Genomic DNA, 15,899 nt, shown 5'->3' with positions numbered 1-15,899 from the left:
GCCGGGCCACGGCCGGGCCGAGAGCAGTGCTCGCATATCTCATCCGGCGGCTGTTCGCCGTCGTCATGACGCTGTTGGTCGTCATCTTGGTGACCTTCGGCATCTTCTTCATCATTCCGAAGATGACCGGCGTCGACCCCGCCACGATGTACGTCGGCAAGCAGACCGACCACCAGGCCATCGAGGCCATCCGGCAGAAACTGGGCCTGGGCGACCCGATCATCGTCCAGTTCTGGGACTTCGTCCGCGGCCTTGTCGTCGGCCGCGACTACACCGGCGGCGGTGACACCGTCCACTGCTCGGCTCCCTGCTTCGGGTACTCCTTCAAGAACGAGCAAGCGATCTGGCCGGTCCTCACCGACCGGCTCCCGGTCACCCTCGGCCTTGCCGCCGGTGCGTGTGTCCTGTGGCTGATCGGCGGTGTCGTTACCGGCATTGTCTCCGCGCTCAAGCGCGGTTCCCTGTGGGACCGTACGGCCATGAGCGTGGCCCTCGCGGGTGTCTCACTGCCGATTTACTTCACCGGCGTAGTCACCCTGGCGATCTTCTCGTACAACCTGGACTGGGTAAGCAATGAGTACACCGAGTTCGGGCAGGATCCGGCGGCGTGGTTCAGCGGGATGATCCTCCCTTGGCTCACCCTCGCCTTCCTCTATGCGGCGATGTACGCACGGCTGACGCGCGCCACCATGCTGGAGGTCCTGGGCGAGGACTACATTCGCACCGCTCGGGCCAAGGGACTTCGCGAGCCGGTGGTCATCGGCAAGCACGCGATGCGCTCGACCATGACTCCGATTCTCACCATCCTGGGCATGGACCTCGGCGCCCTGGTAGGAGGAGCGATCCTCACCGAGACCACGTTCAGCCTGCCGGGCCTCGGCCAGGCGGCGGTGCGGGCGATCGGAGAGCGGGACCTCCCGCTCATCCTGGGCGTCACGCTGATCACCGCGGGTGCCGTGGTCATCGCCAATCTGATCGTGGACCTGCTCTACGCCGTGATCGACCCCCGAGTGAGGCTCTCGTGACCGACTTGAAGAAGCCCGGTGCCGTCGCCGAACCCGAGCGATCGGGCGCGCCGGCTCCCTCGGACGCCTTCCTCGAAGTACGCGACCTCAAAGTGCACTTCCCCACCGACGACGGTCTGGTGAAGTCCGTCGACGGGCTTTCCTTCTCCCTGGAGCGGGGCAAGACCCTCGGCATCGTCGGCGAGTCCGGGTCCGGGAAGTCCGTGACGTCGCTGGGCATCATGGGGCTACACCGCGTGGGGCAGTATGGGCGCGGCAAGGCGCGGATGTCCGGGGAGATCTGGTTCGACGGCAAGGAACTGCTGTCCGCTCCGGCGGATGAGGTGCGCCGCCTGCGCGGCCGCCAGATGGCGATGATCTTCCAGGACCCGCTGTCCGCCATGCACCCGTACTTCACAGTGGGCGCCCAGATTGTCGAGGCCTACCGGGTGCACAACAGTGTGGACAAAAAGGTGGCGCGCAGGCGCGCCATCGAGCTGATCGACCGGGTCGGCATCCCGCAGCCCGACAAGCGGGTGGACAACTACCCGCACGAGTTCTCCGGCGGCATGCGGCAGCGCGCGATGATCGCGATGGCGCTGGTCAACAACCCCGAGCTGCTGATCGCCGACGAGCCCACCACCGCCCTGGACGTCACCGTCCAGGCGCAGATCCTGGACCTCATCCGGGACCTGCAGAAGGAGTTCGGCTCCGCGGTCATCGTCATCACCCACGACCTGGGCGTGGTCGCCGAGCTCGCCGACGACCTGCTGGTGATGTACGGCGGGCGGTGCGTCGAGCGCGGCCCGGCCGAGAAGGTGTTCTACGAGCCCCAGCACCCCTACACCTGGGGCCTGCTCGGCTCGATGCCGCGCATCGACCGCGACCAGACCGAGCGGCTGATCCCGGTCAAGGGATCCCCGCCCAGCCTGATCAACATCCCCAGCGGCTGCGCCTTCAACCCCCGCTGCCCCTACGCCGACGTGCCGAAGGACGGCATCACCCGCACCGAGCGCCCGGAGCTGCGCGAGGTGGCGGAGCGCCACTTCTCCGCCTGCCACATGGCGCCGGAGGAGCGCACCCGCATCTGGACCGAAGAGATTGCGCCGAAGCTGTGACGGACATCAAGAAGAGCCCGGAGACGGCGGACCAGGTCCCGGAGCAGCCCGCCGCCGAGCCGAACGCCGCCGAGCAGTCCGCGCCCGAGCAGCCCGCCGAGCGGTCCGCCGCCGGACAGGGTGAGCAGCCCGCCGAGTCGACCGCGCCGCTGCTCAAGGTCACCGGCCTGGTCAAGCACTTCCCGATCAAGCAGGGGCTGCTCCAGCGGCAGAAGGGCGCGGTCCAGGCGGTCGACGGGCTGGACTTCGACGTCCGCCCGGGGGAGACCCTGGGCGTGGTCGGCGAGTCCGGCTGCGGCAAGTCGACCATGGGCCGGCTGATCACCCGGCTGCTGGAACCCACCGGCGGCACGATCGAGTTCGAGGGCCGGGACATCACCCACCTGGGCACCGCCGCGATGCGCCCGATGCGCCGCGACATCCAGATGATCTTCCAGGACCCGTACTCCTCGCTGAACCCGCGGCACACCGTCGGCACCATCGTCGGCGCGCCCTTCCGGCTGCAAGGGGTCACCCCGGAAGGCGGGATCAAGGCCGAGGTGCAGCGGCTGCTGTCGCTGGTCGGCCTCAACCCCGAGCACTACAACCGCTACCCGCACGAGTTCTCCGGCGGTCAGCGGCAGCGCATCGGCATCGCCCGCGCACTGGCTCTGAAGCCGAAGCTGGTCGTCGCCGACGAGCCGGTCTCGGCGCTGGACGTGTCGATCCAGGCGCAGGTGGTCAACCTGCTCGACGACCTCCAGGACGAGCTGGGCCTGACCTATGTGATCATCGCGCACGACCTGTCGGTCATCCGGCACGTCTCGGACCGCATCGCGGTGATGTACCTCGGCAAGATCGTAGAGCTGGCCGACCGCGCCTCGCTCTACGACAACCCGCGCCACCCCTACACCAAGGCACTGCTCTCCGCGGTGCCGGTGCCGGACCCCAAGCGGCGCGGCAAGCGGGAGCGGATCCTGCTCAAGGGCGACGTGCCCTCGCCGATCGCGCCGCCGCCCGGCTGCCGCTTCCACACCCGCTGCTGGAAGGCGACGGAGGTCTGCAAGACCCAGGCCCCGCCGCTGGTGGAGCTGGCCCCGGGCCACCAGGCCGCCTGCCACCACCCGGAGGACGCCGCCGAGAGCGCGCCCGCCGCGAAGTGATGATCTCCGGGCGGGCCCCCACCGGGCCCGCCCGGATCACCCGCCCGGACGACGTGCGGAGATCATGTGCGCGACAGGTAAGAATGTCGCGTGCTCACCGACCTGTTCAGCCCCTCCGTCCAGCACTCGCTCGACATCGCCGGAATCTTCGTCTTCGCGATCTCCGGCGCGCTCCTCGCCGTCCGCAAGAACTTCGACGTCTTCGGGATGGCGGTGCTCGCCGAGGTGACCGCGCTGGGCGGCGGGCTGTTCCGGGACCTGATGATCGGCGACGTGCCGCCCACCGCCTTCACCGATCTGGGCTACTTCGTCACCCCGCTCTTCGCCACCCTGATCGTCTTCTTCCTTCACCCCGAGGTCGAGCGGATCACCAAGGCGGTCGGGGTCTTCGACGCCGCCGGGCTGGGGCTGTTCTGCGTCACCGGCACCACCAAGGCGCACGACTACGGGCTCGGCCTCACCGCGTCGGCCACGCTCGGCCTGGCCACGGCGGTCGGCGGCGGTGTGCTCCGCGACGTACTGGCCCACGAGGTCCCCTCGCTGCTCCGCTGGGACCGCGACCTCTACGCCGTCCCGGCCATGGTCGGGGCCACGATCGCCGCACTCCTCATCCGCTTCGACCAGCTGAACGCGACCACCAGCGCACTGGCCGCGGCGGTCGCCTTCCTGCTGCGGCTGATGGCCATGCGCTTCGGCTGGCGCGCACCGAGGGCCTGGCACCGCCGCAGCACTGCGACCGAGGATTCCAGCCCCTCCGGCGTTTGAGGAGCGGGGTCCGGGGCGGAGCCCCGGGAACTACATCGGGTCCACCGGCTCCGGCGCGCCCTCCCCCAGCGGCACGAGCCCCCGCGCAACAAAAACCCTCCGCGCCACCATCGTCGCGTTGATCGCCCGCGGAAAGCCGCAGTAGCCCGCCGAGTGCAGCAGCGCCTCCACGATCTCCGCCGGGCTCAGCCCCACATTGAGCGCCGCGCCCACGTGCACCTCCAGCTGCGACTCGCAGCCGCCCAGCGCCGTGAGCATGCCCAGGGTCACCAACTGCCGGTCGCGCGGTGCCAGCTCCGGGCGGGCGTACATCTCGCCGAAGCCCCAGGCCACGATCTGGTGCCCCAGCTCCGGGGAGATCCCGGCGAGTGACTCGATGACCCGCTGTCCGGCCTCGCCGTCGATCTCCGTCAGCACCCGCATGCCCCGCCGGAACCGCTCGTCCCGGGTCTCGCCCCGCTCGCCGGACTCATCCACCTCATCGCTCATGATCGTGACCGTAAGGGCCAAAGCGCGCTCCCGCGCGAGCACCGGGCCGGACGGCGGCCCAGCGTTCACCGAGCGGTGGCCCTGCCTCGTCCGAACGTGTGCGCGGGGGTGCGCCGACGCGCCCGCAACACGCCCCCGCCCCGGCTCGTAGAATCGTCACACCATGGCATACCTCGACCACGCCGCCACCACCCCGATGCTCACCGAGGCGGTGCGGGCTATGACCGCCCAGCTCACCGCCGTCGGCAACGCCTCCTCGCTGCACGCAGCCGGCCGCCGCGCCCGGCGCACCGTCGAGGAAGGCAGGGAAACGCTGGCCGCCGCGCTCGGCGCCCGCCCCAGCGAGGTGGTCTTCACCGCCGGCGGCACCGAGGCCGACAACCTCGCCGTCAAGGGCCTGTTCTGGGCCCGCCGGGACGCCGACCCGGCCCGTACCCGGGTCCTGGTCAGCCCCGTCGAGCACCACGCGGTGCTGGACGCGGTGCACTGGCTCGCCGACCACGAGGGCGCCAATATCGACTGGCTCCCGGTCGACCGGTACGGCCGGGTCTCCGCCGAGGCGCTGCGCGAGGCCATCGCCCGCGACCCCTCCGACGTCGCCCTGGCCACCGTCATGTGGGCGAACAACGAGATCGGTACGGTCATGCCGGTCCATGAACTGGCCGCCACCGCCGCCGAGTTCGGAGTCCCGCTGCACGCCGACGCGGTGCAGGCGTTCGGCCAGCTCGATGTCGACTTCGCCGCCTCCGGGCTCGCCGCGATGACGGTCAGCGGGCACAAGATCGGCGGCCCGTACGGCATCGGCGCGCTGCTGCTGGGCCGCGAGTACGCCCCCGTCCCGCTGCTGCACGGCGGCGGCCAGGAGCGCCAGGTGCGCTCCGGCACGCTCGACGCCCCGGCCATCGCCGCCTTCGCGGTCGCCGGCGAGCTGGCCGCCGCCCGCCGCGAGGAGTTCGCCCGCGAGGTCGGCGCGCTGCGCGACGACCTGATCCGGGCCGTCACCACGGCCGTGCCGGACGCCGTGCTCGGCGGCGACCCGGACCCGGCCGGCCGGCTCCCGGCCAACGCGCACTTCTCCTTCCCCGGCTGCGAGGGCGATTCGCTGCTGCTCCTGCTGGACGCGCAGGGCATCGAGTGCTCCACCGGCTCGGCGTGCACCGCGGGCGTGGCCCAGCCCAGCCACGTCGTCCTGGCCACCGGCACCGATCCCGACCTGGCCCGCGGCACCCTGCGCTTCTCCCTCGGGCACACCTCCACCAAGGCCGACGTGGACGCGGTGGCCGAGGCGATCGGCCCGGCGGTGGAGCGGGCCCGCGGCGCCGGTCTCAGCTGACGCTCAGCTGACGACGGAGGTCCGCGCCGGCAGCGACCGCTGGTGCGGCATCTGCCACCCCTCGGCCAGCCGCGAGGGGTGCGCATTGCTCCCGCCACCGAAGAACTCGCAGAACTTCATGATCAGCGGGTCCCAGCCGAGCGGGTCCACGTAAGCGGTGCCGGGGATGACCAGTTCCTCCTCGACATGGGCGCGCACCACCTCCACCTCGATGGCGTACGCGTCGAGGCCGGGATCCCGGAAGGGGTGCGCCGTGACGACCCTGCACTCCAGCTGAATCGGGCACTCCGCGACACGTGGCGCCTTGACCAGCTCCGACGCCTGCCTGGTCAGCCGCCCGAGGGCGAACTTGTCCGGCTCATGACGGTAGCCCTGCTTCCGCCGGTACTCGGAGATCTCCTCGTCCCGCCTGCCGGTGGTGAGCGCGATCCGGTCCACCGCGTCGGCCATCGCCGAGGACGGCAGATTGAGCACGCACTCGCGCTCGCGGAGCAGATTCGCATGCGTCTGGCTGCTTCCGCCGACACCGAGCATGCAGGACTGGCCCAGCCACCAGGCCGAGGACATCGGCATGAGGTTCGCGGTGCCGTCCTCGTTGAGCGAGCTGATCAGGACCACCGGTGTTCCGAAGTACAGCACCTTGAGTCCGGGGACCACGTGCATGGGAGGGATCACCTTTCGCGGGACGGACGGGACCGGATGGCTCGCGCCGGCCGGGCCGGGAGCCGCATCCCACCCTGCGCGACCGGCGCGATCACTTCCGGCGGCGATCGGACATCGCGTTCCGCCTGCCCGCGATCTTCGGCACCCCGCGATCTTCGGCAAAAGCGGTGCGCGGCCGTCCGCTGTCGCCCCGTACCCTGGAGGGGTTATGACTGACTTCCCCGGCGCACCCGATCCGCACGCCCCCCGCGACGGCCGTCGCCTGCGCGTCCTGGCCGCCATGTCCGGCGGCGTCGACTCCGCCGTCGCGGCGGCCCGCGCCGCCGAGGCCGGGCACGAGGTGACCGGGGTGCATCTGGCGCTCTCCGCCAACCCCCAGTCCTTCCGCACCGGCGCGCGCGGCTGCTGCACCATCGAGGACTCCCGCGACGCCCGCCGCGCCGCCGACGTCATCGGCATCCCCTTCTATGTGTGGGACCTCGCCGAGCGCTTCCGCGAGGACGTCGTCGAGGACTTCATCGCGGAGTACGAGGCGGGCCGCACCCCCAACCCGTGCCTGCGCTGCAACGAGAAGATCAAGTTCGCGGCGCTGCTGGACAAGGCGCTCGCCCTCGGCTTCGACGCGGTGTGCACCGGCCACTACGCCACGATCGTCACCCGCGAGGACGGCACCCGCGAGCTGCACCGCGCCAGCGACGCGGCCAAGGACCAGTCCTACGTCCTCGGCGTGCTCGACGAGCGGCAGCTCGCGCACGCGATGTTCCCGCTCGGCGACACCCTCACCACCAAGGACGAGATCCGCGCCGAGGCGGAGCGGCGCGGCCTGGCGGTCGCGAAGAAGCCGGACAGCCACGACATCTGCTTCATCGCCGACGGCGACACCCAGGGCTTCCTCGCCTCCCGCCTGGGCAAGGCGGAGGGCGACATCGTCGACGAGGACGGGCGGAAGCTGGGCACCCACGACGGCGCGTTCGGGTACACGATCGGGCAGCGCAAGGGGCTGCGGCTGGGCGTCCCGGCGGCGGACGGCAAGCCGCGCTATGTGCTGGACATCTCCCCGGTGAACAACACCGTCACGGTCGGCCCCAAGTCGTCCCTGGACGTCACCGCGCTGACCGCCATCAAGCCCCGCTGGTGCGGTGTGCCCCCGGCGGGCCCCGGCACGTACACCGCCCAGCTCCGCGCCCACGGCGGCGAGACGACGGTGAGCGCCGAACTGGTCGACGGCTCCGAGCTGCGGGTCTCCTTCGCCGAGCCGGTGCGCGGGGTGGCCCCCGGCCAGGCGATCGTGCTCTACGACGGCACCCGCGTCGTCGGCTCGGCGACCATCGCCACCACGGAGCGGGCGCGGGCGGCTGCCGCTCAGTAGGTGTAGAGCGCCGAGGTGTCGAGCACTCGCGGCAGTGGGGTCAGGGCGACGATCACCAGGCCACCCCACGAGTTATTGATCTTGCCGCGCGGCTCCGAGTTCCAGGGGTGTTAGGGTGACGCGCGCCTGTCAAGTAGCCAACTCGGCCTTTCTGCCTGGCTCGTCATCCGAGGATTCAACGGGGGTTGAAACGTGAAGCTCCGCCATGCCCGCGCCCTGGCCGCATGCGTTCTGGTCGTGATCACCGCAACCGGAGCCCGCGGGTGCGGCGGCTCCAGCCACTCCGGCTCCCGATCGTCCGACAAGGGCGGGGGATTCACCTCGGGCGGCAACGGCGGCGGCACCAGCAGCGGAATGAGCAACGGCGGGCTGAGCAACGGCGGGCGGAGTGACGGCGGACTGACCAGCGGCGGCAGCCGGGGCTCGTCCGGCAGCACGTACACCCCGGACGGCAGGAACAACCGCCCTGCGAGCCCGACCCCGGAGCCGGGTGTGACCGAGGGCAAGCAGGACTTCATGCTCACCCGGTGTCAGATCAGGCGGGACAGCGAGAGCGAGGGGAACGTGATCTTCAGCTACTCCATCACCAACGGAAACGCCCGCCGTGACGCGGACTACAACGGCACCGTCCAGTTCGTGCGGAAGTCGGACGAGAAGGTGCTGGGCAGCACCAGCTACTCGGTCAGGGACCTGGCCCCGGGCAAGACCGAGAGCGGCCGGGTCAAGACCACCGTCACGAGCTATGACAACGACATGAAGACCCTGGTCGGGAAGTGCACGATCCGGTCCGTCTACAAGACGAACGCCTTCTGATCAGCCCAAGGGCCTGACCAAGGGAACCGCGTTCATCGTGCTACCGCAGGAAGCGGACGGCCCGTGCGCTGACAGGCGCGATGCCCTTGAGGGCCGGCGGTGAAACGCGAACGGGAGGGAACGGGCCCTTGGAACCCCTGGTTCATCGCCGGAGGACTGGCCTTCGGCCTCGCCACCCCTAGGCGGGCAGGTCGTCCAGCCGTCCCGCCTTCGCGGCGTGCAGGAAGGCGCGCAGCGCGGCGGGGCGGGTGGTCATGACGGTGCCGGGGATGTCGCTCTCCCGAAGCGCGATCCGGCTGTCGCCCGTGCTGGCCACTTCCACGCAGGCGTTGCCGCCATCCTCGGAGAACGACGACTTAGTCCAGGTCGGCTCGGGCATGGCACCTCTCACACGTCTTTGGCGATTGCGCGGATGAAGTCCCTCGACTCCTTCGGCGCCAACGCTACCTTCTCGATCGCGCCGAGTCGCTTGCGGAAATGGGCAAGTTGCGTCGGGGAGTCGATGAAGACCGCGCCTGTCGGCGAGTCCATGTGCACCGTGTCCAAGCGCGGGTTCAGCGCCTCGGCGTACAGGACGGACTCACCGGCCATCGGAAAGCCGCCTGCCGCGAACGGGATGACGCGGATAGTGACGTTGTCGCGTTCGCTTGAATCCAGCAGGTGCGCCAGTTGCGCGCGAGCCACTTCACGGCCACCGAACTGCATACGCAGCGCGGCCTCTTGGATCAGCGCCATAAACGGCGCCGCTTTGTCCCTGGTGATGACCGCCCGGCGGGCCATGCGGTGTGCGACGCGTAGTTCCACCTCAAGGCGCGGCAGCGCAGGCACGATGAGGTCGAAGAGGGCGCGGGCGTGCTCCTCGATCTGGAGCAAGCCGGGCACATGCGCAGTCTGGACGGTGCGCAGACGCAGAGCGTCGTGCTCGATCTCCGAGACGTCCAGGAAGCCTGGCGGGATCTTGCCCCGGTACTCCTCCCACCAGGGCTTCCGTCGACGTTCGGTCATCCGGGCCAAGGCGTCGATGAGGGCGTCGTCGTCGCATTGGTAGATGGCCGCCAAGCGGCGTACGCGCTCCTCGCTGACACCGAAGCGTCCGCTCTCGATGTTGGAGATCATCGTGCGATCCGTGCCGAGGAGCCCACCCGCCGTCGGTGCGGACATCCCGGCTTCCTCTCGAAGCCGTCGCAGCTCGGCACCCAATCGGCGCTGCCGGACAGTCGGCCCTGTTTTCGCCATCTCAACCTCCCTTTACTGCCGCCAGTTTGCCGTTCTCAAGCCCGAAGGTCCGCTCAAAAATCCGTCTTCACCCGTTCGAGCGAAAGCCGTATCACGGGTTAGCTAGTCAGGCTTACGGTGTGAGGCGCGCCACTCACCAACGGGCGAACCCACGGAGGCACCCTCATGCCCGAAGACCTCGCACCGACGCCGTTCGACGAGCCCTGGGAGTACGAGATCCGCATCCCGCGTGACCCGCGCGGGCCGGGGATCGCCAGGACCACCCTGCGGGCCGTGCTCGACGCCCATGGCCTCCCGGAGCTGACCATGCGCGCCGAACTGCTCGCCTCGGAGCTGGCCACCAACGCCGTGCGCTACGCCGACGGCCCCGCCGGGGTGCGAATCGCCTGGTGGTCGCCGGTCCTCCGGGTCAGCGTGTGGGACACCTGCTCGGAGCTGCCCGATCCGCTGGCGTTCCGCACGGAGGCCGTCGACGGGGAGTGCGAGCGGGGGCGGGGGCTCTACATCCTGGACGTGGTCGCCGACCGGTGGGGTGGGCTGGCGATCGGGGAGGACCCCTTCGGGGTCGGCGGCAAGACCGTCTGGTTCGAGCTGGGGGCGGGCAAGCCGCCGCAGCCACCCGGCGCGGCCGCTACCGTACCCGTATGAACATCTGCGTCTTCTGCTCCGCCGCTGACCTCGATGATCGTTACACCGTTCCCGCCCGCGAATTCGCCGGGCTGATCGGTCGGGGCGGTCACACCCTCGTCTGGGGCGGGTCCGACGTCGGGCTGATGAAGGTCATGGCGGACGGGGTCCGGGAGAGCGGCGGGCGGCTGGTCGGGGTGTCCGTGGAGTTCCTCCAGGACAAGGCCCGCGAGGACGCCGACGAGATGGTGGTCACAGGGGACCTCGCCGAGCGCAAGGCGGAGATGCTGGCCCGTTCCGACGCTATCGTGATCATGGTGGGCGGGACCGGGACGCTGGACGAGGCGACCGAGATCCTGGAGCTGAAGAAGCACAACCTGCACGCCAAGCCGGTGGTCCTGCTCAACGCGGCCGGTTTCTACGACGGCCTCAAGGAGCAGTTCCAGCGGATGGAGAAGGAAGGGTTCCTTCCCGTGCCGCTGACCGAGCTGGTCTTCTTCGCGGAGGACGGGGTCGGTGCGATGGCGTATCTGGAGGAGAGCCACGGCGTCCGCTGAGGGGTGCGTGGTACCTATGGGGCCATGGGTACACATGTGATCACCGGGGCGGGTTCCGGCATCGGGACGGCCGTCGCGGAGCGGCTGGCCGAGCGGGGCGAGGAGTTGTGGCTGCTGGCGCGGGACGCCGGCCGGGCCAAGGAGCTGGCGGAACAATTCCCGGGTGCGAAGACCATCGTCGGGGACCTCGGCGAGCCGGAGCGGCTCTCCTGGGCGCTCAGCCACCAGCAGCTGCCCGACCGGGTGGACTCGCTGCTGCACATCGCGGGAGTGATCGAGCTCGGCGCGATCGGTGAGCTGACCCCCAAGGTGTGGAACCAGCAGCTGGCCGCCAACCTGGTCGCGCCCGCCGAGCTGACCCGGCTGCTGCTGCCCCAGCTGCGCGCGGCGCGCGGGCATGTGCTCTTCGTCAACTCCGGCGCCGGGTTCCGGGCCAACGCCCAGTGGGGCGCGTACGCGGCGACCAAGCACGGTCTGCGCGCGCTGGCCGAGGCGCTGCGCGCGGAGGAGGCGGGCAACGGCGTGCGTGTCACCTCCGTCTACCCCGGGCGGACGGCGACGCCGATGCAGCAGAAGGTGCACCAGCAGGAGGGCAGGGAGTACGACCCGGAGCGCTGGATCGCGCCGGAGTCGGTGGCCACCACCATCCTCACCGCACTCGACCTGCCGCGCGACGCGGAGATCACGGACCTGTCGGTACGGCCTCAGGGCTGACCTGGTCGGACACCCGCTGACCCGGCCGCTCCGGCCGGGTCAGCACTGCACGGTCGCGACATAGTCGAAGGCGAAGAACGCGAAGGCGGCGACGAAGACCAGGACGACGCTGAGGAAGGCCAGCTGACCCACCGCCACCCGCAGCATCCGCGAGTCGCCCGGGGCGCGCACCGTCGCCGCCTGCGGGTCGGCGGGGTGGTAGTGCGCGACGAGGACATCGCCCTGCACCCGGCTCACCGGTCCGCCCGCCTCCTCGAACCGCACCGGCCGCCCCTCGGGGCCGGTGAACTCGTACACATGGTGCAGGGTCGTGGAGGTGCGCTCTCCGCTGCCGTGCACCTTGGTGAACTTCCGCACCACCATCGCCTCGGCGGTGTGCCCGGACCGCCAGATCGCCAGGATCCGGCGCACCTTCCGCGCCGTGCGGGCCATGCCGTACAGCACGGCGCAGCCCATGAGGGCGGGCACGGCGAGAAACACGGTGGTGGCGAACACAAGGACCTCCTTCGGGCCACGCGGGGCGCCGGGGACGGCACCGGTGCGGCGGGACGAACCGCAGGTCAAGACGGCATTCTCGGGGTGCGGGTTCCGCTTCGCGGCCCATCGGCTCGTAACCTTGCTCAGGTGAGCGAGAAGAAGAGACACGGCTGGGGCCCGGGGGCGGCGACCGGGATCGGGTCGATGCCGGGCGGAGACGCGCGGGAGGCGGCGAAGACCGTCACCGGGTCGCTGGAGACGCTGCCGTACCTGCCGGAGCTTCCCGGGCGCGGACCCGGCGCGGACATGATCGGGCGGACCACCGGCCTGCTGGTCGAGCTGTACGCCCATGTGGAGCCCAGCGGCTGGCGGGTCAGCGACCGGCCCGGACGGGACACCAAACGGGCCCGCTCCTGGATGGTCGAAGACCTCGACGCCCTGGAGGAGTTCACCCAGGGGTACACGGGGGCGCTCAAGGTGTCCGCGGTCGGGCCGTGGACGCTGGCCGCGGCCCTGGAACTCCGCGGCGGCGAGGCCGCGATCAGCGACCCGGGCGCCTGCCGGGACCTGGCCGGATCGCTCGCCGAGGGGCTGCGCGCGCACCTCGCCGAGGTGCGCCGCCGGGTGCCCGGCGCCGAGCTGGTGCTCCAGCTCGACGAGCCGTCCCTGACCGCGGTGCTCACCGGCCGGATCCGCACCGCCAGCGGCTACCGCACCCACCGGGCGGTGGACCGGGGCGTCGTCGAGGGCGCCCTGCGCGAGGTGATGTCCGTGGCCGGGGAGGCGCCGGTGGTGGTGCACTCCTGCGCCCCCGCCGTGCCCTTCGCGCTGCTGCGGCGGGCCGGGGCGAGCGCCGTCTCCTTCGACCTGTCGCTGCTCACCGAGCGTGAGGAGGAGACGATCGGTGAGGCCGTCGAGGCCGGGACCACGCTCTTCGTCGGCGCCGTGCCCACAACCGACGGCCCGTTGTCAGACCCTGCCGGTAGCGTCATGGGTGTCAGGACGCTGTGGCGCAGGCTGGGGCTGTCGCCGGGGACCCTCGCGGAGTCCGTGGTGGTCACCCCCGCCTGCGGGCTGGCGGGCGCATCCCCCGGGTACGCGCGCGCCGCGCTGGCCCACTGCGTCCGGGCTGCGAGATCACTCGCGGACAACCCTGAGTGACGGAAGACGGAAGGACGAACGGTGGCTGGCGAACAGCAGTCGGCGGTGCCCGCCGAGGCACGGGAGAAGCACGCCCAGCTCGCTGAGCAGATCGAGGAGCACCGCTTCCGGTACTACGTCAAGGACGCCCCGGTCATCAGCGACGCGGCCTTCGACAAGCTGCTGCGCGAGCTGGAGGCGCTGGAGGAAGAGCACCCCGAGCTGCGCACCCCCGACTCGCCCACCCAGAAGGTCGCGGGGGCGTACGAGACGGAGTTCACCGCGGTCGAGCACCGCGAGCGGATGCTCTCGCTGGACAACGCCTTCGAGGACGACGAGCTGGCGGCCTGGGCCGAGCGCATCGGCCGGGAGCTGGGCGCGCCGGCCGCGGGCGGCGGTTCCTACCACTTCCTGTGCGAGCTGAAGGTCGACGGCCTCGCGGTCAACCTCACCTACGAGCACGGCCGGCTGACCCGCGCCGCGACCCGCGGCGACGGCCGCACCGGCGAGGACATCACCCCCAACGTCCGCACCATCGCCGAGATCCCGGACCGGCTGGCCGGCGACCGGGTGCCGGAGCTGGTGGAGGTCCGCGGCGAGGTGTACTTCCCCCGCGAGCGGTTCGACGAGCTCAACGCCCGCCTGGTGGAGGCCGGCAAGCCCCCCTTCGCCAACCCGCGGAACGCCGCCGCCGGTTCGCTGCGCCAGAAGGACCCCAAGGTCACCGCCTCCCGGCCGCTGCACATGGTGGTGCACGGCGTCGGCGCCCGCGAGGGCTTCCACATCGACCGCCAGTCGCAGGCGTACGAGCTGCTGCGCGAGTGGGGCCTGCCGACCGCCGCGCACGCCAAGGTCGTCGACTCGATCGAGGACGTGCGGGCGTACATCGCGCACTACGGCGACACCGACACCCGGCACTCGGTGGAGCACGAGATCGACGGCGTCGTCGTCAAGCTCGACGAGATCCCGCTCCAGGGCCGGCTGGGCTCCACCTCGCGCGCCCCGCGCTGGGCGATCGCCTGGAAGTACCCGCCCGAGGAGGTCAACACCAAGCTCGTCGACATCCGGGTCGGGGTCGGCCGCACCGGCCGTGTCACCCCCTACGCCGTGGTCGAGCCGGTCACCGTCGCCGGCTCCGAGGTCGAGTTCGCCACCCTGCACAACCAGGACGTGGTCAAGGCCAAGGGCGTGCTGATCGGCGACACCGTGGTGCTGCGCAAGGCCGGTGACGTCATCCCGGAGATCCTGGGCCCGGTCGTCGATCTGCGGGACGGCACCGAGCGGGAGTTCGTGATGCCCGCGCAGTGCCCGGAGTGCGACAGCGCGCTCCAGCCGATGAAGGAGGGCGACGTCGACCTGCGCTGCCCGAACGCCCGCTCCTGCCCGGCCCAGCTGCGGGAGCGGATCTTCTACCTCGTCGGCCGCAGATGCCTGGACATCGAGAACTTCGGCTATGTCGCGGCCGCCGCCCTCACCCAGCCGCTGGAGCCCTCCCCCGAGCTCTCGGCTCCGCTCGAGCAGGGGGCACCCCCATCCCCGCCGCTGCGGGACGAGGGCGACCTGTTCGACCTGACCGTCGAGGAGCTGCTGCCCATCCGCAGTTACGTCCTCGACCCGGACAGCGGCCTGCCCAAGCGCGACCCGAAGACCGGCGAGGAGAAGATCGTCACCTTCTTCGCCAACCAGAAGGGCGAGCCCAAGAAGAACACCCTCGCGATGCTGGCGAACATCGAGGCCGCCAAGGAGCGCCCACTGGCCCGGATCATCACCGGGCTGTCGATCCGCCACGTGGGGCCGGTGGCCGCCGACGCGCTCGCCCGCGAGTTCCGCTCCATCGACCGCATCGCCGAGGCGGACGAGGCGGAGCTGGCCGCCGTCGAGGGCGTGGGGCCGACCATCGCCGCCTCGGTGAAGCAGTGGTTCGCCGAGGAGTGGCACCGCCAGATCATCGAGAAGTGGCGGGCCGCCGGAGTCCGGATGGAGGAGGAGGGCGGCGAGGAGGAAGGCCCGCGCCCGCTGGAAGGGCTGACGGTCGTGGTGACCGGCACCCTCCAGTCGTATACGAGGGACGGCGCCAAGGACGCCCTGCAGAGCCGTGGCGCAAAAGTCACCGGTTCCGTCTCGAAGAAGACCGGATTTGTTGTCGTCGGCGACAACCCGGGTTCCAAGTACGACAAGGCGATGCAGCTGAAGGTGCCGGTGCTCGACGACGCCGGATTCGCCGTCCTGCTCGAGCAGGGGCCCGACGCCGCGCGCGAAGTCGCCCTCACCCCAACGGAGTAGCGCCTCACCCGATCGGCCGCGCGGGCGTCCGGGGAATCCCCCGGGGTTCTCCCGGTGCCCGCGCGCCGATCGACTCCGAGGTGACGCGCCGTCACCGGCCGCACCGCGCAGAGCAGACGAGACCGGCCATATCCGGCCGGGGGTAGTTCCGGGCATAGCCAGCGGGCAT

General features: G+C 70.9%; 17 protein-coding genes. 12 read left to right on the top strand and 5 right to left on the bottom strand.

Annotation, left to right across the window (positions count from 1 at the left end; translation table 11 throughout):
* Positions 1-26 precede the first annotated feature (26 nt).
* The 4 genes from AC4BDD_RS07985 to AC4BDD_RS07970 all read left to right on the top strand — a co-directional run bounded on the left by AC4BDD_RS07985 (position 27) and on the right by AC4BDD_RS07970 (position 4,029).
* On the top strand, positions 27-1,025 hold the full coding sequence (locus AC4BDD_RS07985) for an ABC transporter permease (RefSeq protein WP_490690267.1): 999 nt from the start codon (positions 27-29) through the stop codon (positions 1,023-1,025).
* Positions 1,022-2,122, top strand: a complete 1,101-nt coding sequence (locus AC4BDD_RS07980) for an ABC transporter ATP-binding protein (RefSeq protein ID WP_490690266.1) — start codon at positions 1,022-1,024, stop codon at positions 2,120-2,122. The genes AC4BDD_RS07985 and AC4BDD_RS07980 overlap by 4 nt, the downstream gene beginning before the upstream one ends.
* Positions 2,123-2,271: 149 nt before the next feature.
* A complete protein-coding gene (locus AC4BDD_RS07975; RefSeq protein WP_490691706.1) occupies positions 2,272-3,264 on the top strand; it encodes an ABC transporter ATP-binding protein in 993 nt (330 codons plus the stop codon).
* Between the two features lie 90 nt (positions 3,265-3,354).
* A complete protein-coding gene (locus AC4BDD_RS07970; protein ID WP_490690265.1) occupies positions 3,355-4,029 on the top strand; it encodes a trimeric intracellular cation channel family protein in 675 nt (224 codons plus the stop codon).
* A gap of 30 nt (positions 4,030-4,059) precedes the next feature.
* Here the strand turns inward: AC4BDD_RS07970 and AC4BDD_RS07965 are convergent, their stop codons facing one another.
* Positions 4,060-4,518, bottom strand: a complete 459-nt coding sequence (locus AC4BDD_RS07965; RefSeq protein ID WP_490690264.1) for a carboxymuconolactone decarboxylase family protein — start codon at positions 4,516-4,518, stop codon at positions 4,060-4,062.
* A gap of 163 nt (positions 4,519-4,681) precedes the next feature.
* On the opposite strand from AC4BDD_RS07965, the gene AC4BDD_RS07960 reads away from it, so the two are divergent.
* The gene (locus AC4BDD_RS07960; RefSeq protein WP_490690263.1) at positions 4,682-5,851 is read left to right on the top strand and encodes a cysteine desulfurase family protein; all 1,170 of its coding nucleotides are present in this window, start codon (positions 4,682-4,684) and stop codon (positions 5,849-5,851) included.
* Between the two features lie 3 nt (positions 5,852-5,854).
* Here the strand turns inward: AC4BDD_RS07960 and AC4BDD_RS07955 are convergent, their stop codons facing one another.
* Positions 5,855-6,514 (bottom strand): flavin reductase family protein, encoded by a 660-nt coding sequence (locus AC4BDD_RS07955; RefSeq protein WP_490690262.1) that lies wholly within the window; start codon positions 6,512-6,514, stop codon positions 5,855-5,857.
* A gap of 208 nt (positions 6,515-6,722) precedes the next feature.
* Between AC4BDD_RS07955 and mnmA the strand changes: the two genes are divergently transcribed.
* Complete coding sequence (gene mnmA / locus AC4BDD_RS07950) at positions 6,723-7,883, top strand: tRNA 2-thiouridine(34) synthase MnmA (RefSeq protein ID WP_490690261.1); 1,161 nt, start codon at positions 6,723-6,725, stop codon at positions 7,881-7,883.
* 237 nt (positions 7,884-8,120) lie between these two features.
* Positions 8,121-8,696 (top strand): hypothetical protein, encoded by a 576-nt coding sequence (locus tag AC4BDD_RS07945; protein WP_490690260.1) that lies wholly within the window; start codon positions 8,121-8,123, stop codon positions 8,694-8,696.
* Between the two features lie 178 nt (positions 8,697-8,874).
* On the opposite strand, the gene AC4BDD_RS07940 is transcribed toward AC4BDD_RS07945, so the two are convergent.
* Together AC4BDD_RS07940 and AC4BDD_RS07935 are read right to left on the bottom strand one after the other, a co-directional pair.
* On the bottom strand, positions 8,875-9,075 hold the full coding sequence (locus AC4BDD_RS07940) for a DUF397 domain-containing protein (RefSeq protein ID WP_490690259.1): 201 nt from the start codon (positions 9,073-9,075) through the stop codon (positions 8,875-8,877).
* A gap of 8 nt (positions 9,076-9,083) precedes the next feature.
* Entirely contained in the window at positions 9,084-9,857 is a 774-nt protein-coding gene (locus AC4BDD_RS07935; RefSeq protein WP_490690258.1) for a helix-turn-helix domain-containing protein, read from the bottom strand.
* Positions 9,858-10,097: 240 nt separating this feature from the next.
* Here AC4BDD_RS07935 and AC4BDD_RS07930 point away from each other — a divergent pair, with 240 nt between their 5' ends.
* From AC4BDD_RS07930 to AC4BDD_RS07920, 3 genes are read left to right on the top strand one after another with little or no spacing between them, the layout of a single operon-like run.
* On the top strand, positions 10,098-10,580 hold the full coding sequence (locus AC4BDD_RS07930; protein WP_490690257.1) for an ATP-binding protein: 483 nt from the start codon (positions 10,098-10,100) through the stop codon (positions 10,578-10,580).
* On the top strand, positions 10,577-11,116 hold the full coding sequence (locus AC4BDD_RS07925) for an LOG family protein (RefSeq protein ID WP_490690256.1): 540 nt from the start codon (positions 10,577-10,579) through the stop codon (positions 11,114-11,116). Before AC4BDD_RS07930 ends, AC4BDD_RS07925 begins: the two co-directional genes overlap by 4 nt.
* Before the next feature lie 24 nt (positions 11,117-11,140).
* The gene (locus tag AC4BDD_RS07920) at positions 11,141-11,830 is read left to right on the top strand and encodes an SDR family oxidoreductase (protein ID WP_490690255.1); all 690 of its coding nucleotides are present in this window, start codon (positions 11,141-11,143) and stop codon (positions 11,828-11,830) included.
* A gap of 39 nt (positions 11,831-11,869) precedes the next feature.
* Here the strand turns inward: AC4BDD_RS07920 and AC4BDD_RS07915 are convergent, their stop codons facing one another.
* Positions 11,870-12,325: a DUF3592 domain-containing protein gene (locus tag AC4BDD_RS07915; protein ID WP_490690254.1), complete on the bottom strand. Its 456-nt coding sequence runs from the start codon at positions 12,323-12,325 to the stop codon at positions 11,870-11,872.
* A gap of 186 nt (positions 12,326-12,511) precedes the next feature.
* Between AC4BDD_RS07915 and AC4BDD_RS07910 the strand changes: the two genes are divergently transcribed.
* Both AC4BDD_RS07910 and ligA read left to right on the top strand, forming a co-directional pair.
* Complete coding sequence (locus tag AC4BDD_RS07910; protein WP_490691705.1) at positions 12,512-13,468, top strand: methionine synthase; 957 nt, start codon at positions 12,512-12,514, stop codon at positions 13,466-13,468.
* Between the two features lie 21 nt (positions 13,469-13,489).
* The gene (gene ligA, locus AC4BDD_RS07905; protein ID WP_490690253.1) at positions 13,490-15,730 is read left to right on the top strand and encodes an NAD-dependent DNA ligase LigA; all 2,241 of its coding nucleotides are present in this window, start codon (positions 13,490-13,492) and stop codon (positions 15,728-15,730) included.
* The last annotated feature ends 169 nt before the right edge of the window (positions 15,731-15,899 follow it).

The organism is Streptomyces sp. JLBT605 (genome assembly GCF_058215555.1).
This window is presented reverse-complemented; position numbering and strand designations above follow the sequence as displayed.

Coding starts and splice junctions, on each gene's coding strand:
- AC4BDD_RS07965 (WP_490690264.1), bottom strand. CDS start 4,518: ATGAGCGATGAGGTGGATGAGTCCGGCGAGCGGGGCGAGACCCGGGAC.
- AC4BDD_RS07960 (WP_490690263.1), top strand. CDS start 4,682: ATGGCATACCTCGACCACGCCGCCACCACCCCGATGCTCACCGAGGCG.
- AC4BDD_RS07955 (WP_490690262.1), bottom strand. CDS start 6,514: ATGCACGTGGTCCCCGGACTCAAGGTGCTGTACTTCGGAACACCGGTG.
- mnmA (WP_490690261.1), top strand. CDS start 6,723: ATGACTGACTTCCCCGGCGCACCCGATCCGCACGCCCCCCGCGACGGC.
- AC4BDD_RS07940 (WP_490690259.1), bottom strand. CDS start 9,075: ATGCCCGAGCCGACCTGGACTAAGTCGTCGTTCTCCGAGGATGGCGGC.
- AC4BDD_RS07935 (WP_490690258.1), bottom strand. CDS start 9,857: ATGTCCGCACCGACGGCGGGTGGGCTCCTCGGCACGGATCGCACGATG.
- AC4BDD_RS07930 (WP_490690257.1), top strand. CDS start 10,098: ATGCCCGAAGACCTCGCACCGACGCCGTTCGACGAGCCCTGGGAGTAC.
- AC4BDD_RS07925 (WP_490690256.1), top strand. CDS start 10,577: ATGAACATCTGCGTCTTCTGCTCCGCCGCTGACCTCGATGATCGTTAC.
- AC4BDD_RS07920 (WP_490690255.1), top strand. CDS start 11,141: ATGGGTACACATGTGATCACCGGGGCGGGTTCCGGCATCGGGACGGCC.
- AC4BDD_RS07910 (WP_490691705.1), top strand. CDS start 12,512: ATGCCGGGCGGAGACGCGCGGGAGGCGGCGAAGACCGTCACCGGGTCG.